Source organism: Leifsonia poae, assembly GCF_027921845.1.
GTDB classification, from domain to species: Bacteria; Actinomycetota; Actinomycetes; order Actinomycetales; family Microbacteriaceae; genus Leifsonia; species Leifsonia poae.
In genome coordinates, this window is record NZ_BSEN01000015.1 from 991921 (window position 1) to 994479 (window position 2559).

Annotated in this window: 2 protein-coding genes; both read right to left on the reverse strand. The window is 67.4% G+C overall.

The window, feature by feature from the left end; translation table 11 throughout:
* Positions 1-164 precede the first annotated feature (164 nt).
* Positions 165-1676, reverse strand: coding sequence for a glycoside hydrolase family 26 protein (locus tag PKE84_RS19515; RefSeq protein WP_271178902.1), 1512 nt, complete (start codon positions 1674-1676; stop codon positions 165-167).
* Positions 1669-2559 (reverse strand): glycosyltransferase family 2 protein (locus PKE84_RS19520; RefSeq protein WP_373877165.1); only part of this gene is annotated, 891 nt, incomplete at its 5' end. The genes PKE84_RS19520 and PKE84_RS19515, both read right to left, overlap by 8 nt.

Genomic DNA, 2559 nt, shown 5'->3' on the forward strand with positions numbered 1-2559 from the left:
GGCCTTCTGTTGTTCCCGGCGTCTCCCCGAGGTCACGGGGAGCGAGTTGCGCCGAATGGGCGGTTCCACCATCGCCCGACCGCCCATTCGGCGCAACTCGATCGCGTGGGGTCCCCGGCGGGGGCATCGAGGGGTCGGGCCAGCCGCCGCCGGGGTGCTCGGGGTCAGTCGGCGGGCACGAGCGTGAAGTTCGCCGCCGGTCTGACGATTCCGGTGCTGAAGGCCTGCCGCGAGTCGGCGCGGGAGTCGATGCGCCAGTCGTTCGTCGACCGTTCTCCACTGACGTAGCTGGTGATCGCCAGGCTGAACCAGGAGAACCCGATGATGTCGGCGTTCTCCGGATCCGCGAAGCCGTCGAAGAACGAGTTGATCCACTTCACCTTGTGACCGCCGGTCTCGGATGCCCCCACCTCGGCCAGCAGGATCGGTTTCGACGTGAGGGTGCGCAACTGGTGCAGGCTCGCGCCATACGTGTAGTCGAAGGTGAAGTTGTTGCCGGCGCGGTACGGCGGGCGCAGATAGCCCGAGAGGCCGACCCAGTCGACGTAGTCGTCCCCGGGGTAGTAGCCCTCGAGGAAGGCCTGCGTCGCGTGCGAAGAGGGCTGCATGTTGTTGACGATGTTCGGCGCCCACACCCAGATGACGAGGGCGTTCGCGCCCTCCTGCTGGAAGATGTCATGCACGTGGCGCCACATCTTCACGTAGTCGCCCACGTTGTTGCCGTTGATCGATCGGTTGCCGCCGTTCAGCTCCGACCACGGGTACCACGTTCCGTTCATCTCGTGATCGAGCCGGATGGCCAGCGGAAGCCCCGTCGAGACGATGTCTTCGGCGTACTTGTGCAGATACGCGTCGAACGAGCCGCCGATGATCTTGGGGAGCGAGTAGTCCGGCGCGACGTTGGAGTCGTTGCCCGCGGCGATCGGGCGCGACTCCCACGTCATCAGCGGCAGGCGTCCCTGCTGCCAGGCGCGCGTGACCGCGCTCACCCGGAAATCCTCGTCCCAGCCGCTGAAGTAGCCGACCATGTTCGGCTGCACGCCGATCTTCGTCGAGGTCGCGTCGAGGGTCGCCCAGTTGAACGGCGCCTGCTCGGTGTACATCCCGAAGTAGCGTTTGGCCGGCGCCACCAGCGAGGCACGACTGGGCGCCGTGATCGCAGCCGTCGTCGTCCCGCCTCCCCCGGTGCTCGTCGTGCCGCCGCCGGTCGTCGAGGAACCGCCCGAGCCGCCGGACCCTCCCGCACCGCCCGAGCCGCCCGAGCCGCCGGCCGACCCGGATCCGCTCGCCGACCCCGGGTCGGCCTGCGACAGCTGCGACTTCAGCTGGGCGACCTCGCTCTGCGCCACAAGCACCTGCCGCTGCGCCGTCGCGAGCTCCTTCGCGTGGGCCGCGGCCGCGACGGCAGCAGCCGTGGATGCGTGCGCGAGCTTCTTCTGCTGGGTCGTGATCGTCCCCTTCGCCGAGCCGAGCGCGGATTGGAGCGTCGCATTCTGGGCGGCGAGCGGATTGACCGCCGCGACCGCCGTATCCGTCGCTTTGCGCAGCGCACTGTCGGGCGACGACCACACGAAGTACGTGAGCCCCGCGAGAACGAGGGCCAGGATGGTCGCGGATGCGGCCGTGACGCGGGCGCGCGAGCGGCTCCCGGCCCACCAGGAAGGAGTACTAGACAAGGAACATCGCCTCCAGCGCAAGGATCGAGAGACCGATCAGGTACGGGATGACCGCGTACGGATTGACGCGGCGGGTGCGAGGTCGCGCATGCGCCACGGTGGCGCGCGCGACCCGAGCCGGGGCGACGACCAGCGTCGATCCGGTGAAGCCGAGCCGGGCGAAGGCGTCCGGTTCGTCCGTTGCAGCCAGGCGCTCTCCCCCGGCGTCCGGCTGCGGTGACAGGGATGCCGCGTTGTTGTCGGGGATGGCGTCGTCGGCGGTGATTTCGGCGGGTCCGCCGGCGTAGGCGCCGGCGCGGGTGCCCCACCCGGAGGCGTGTGCCATCCGGAAGAAGCCGAGGAGCCGGATCGGCATCAGGAAGAAGGTCGAGACGATGATGAACACCGGCAGCCGGAAGAAGTCGGAGGGTTTCTCCGACAGGTGCCGGATCTGCCGGATCGACATGCTGATCACCGACGACGCCACCATCAACGCGATCACCGCGAGGATCCCCGCCTGCACCCCGTACTCGGCCAGGAACCCTTGGTAGAAGTTGTAACCCTGCCCGGTGAACGCCCGATACACCCAGCCGCCCAGCACTCCCGCCAACACGAACGGCAGGATGATGTCGGTCAGGAAGAAGAACGCCAACAGGGGCGCATGGCCCAACATCCAGGGCAGCATCCGCAACGTGTTGTACTGCGACCCGCGCGCCCACCGCAACTGCTGCTTGAACAGCTTCTTCACCTTCAACGGCGCATCCGTATACACCAGGCTGGTGTGCTGGTAGACGGTGCGGTAACCCTCTTTCAACGTCAGGTTCGTCAACGTCCGATCATCGGACACCTCCAAGAACACGCCCAAGAACTTCTCCGTCATGAACTTGTCCATCACCCGCATCAG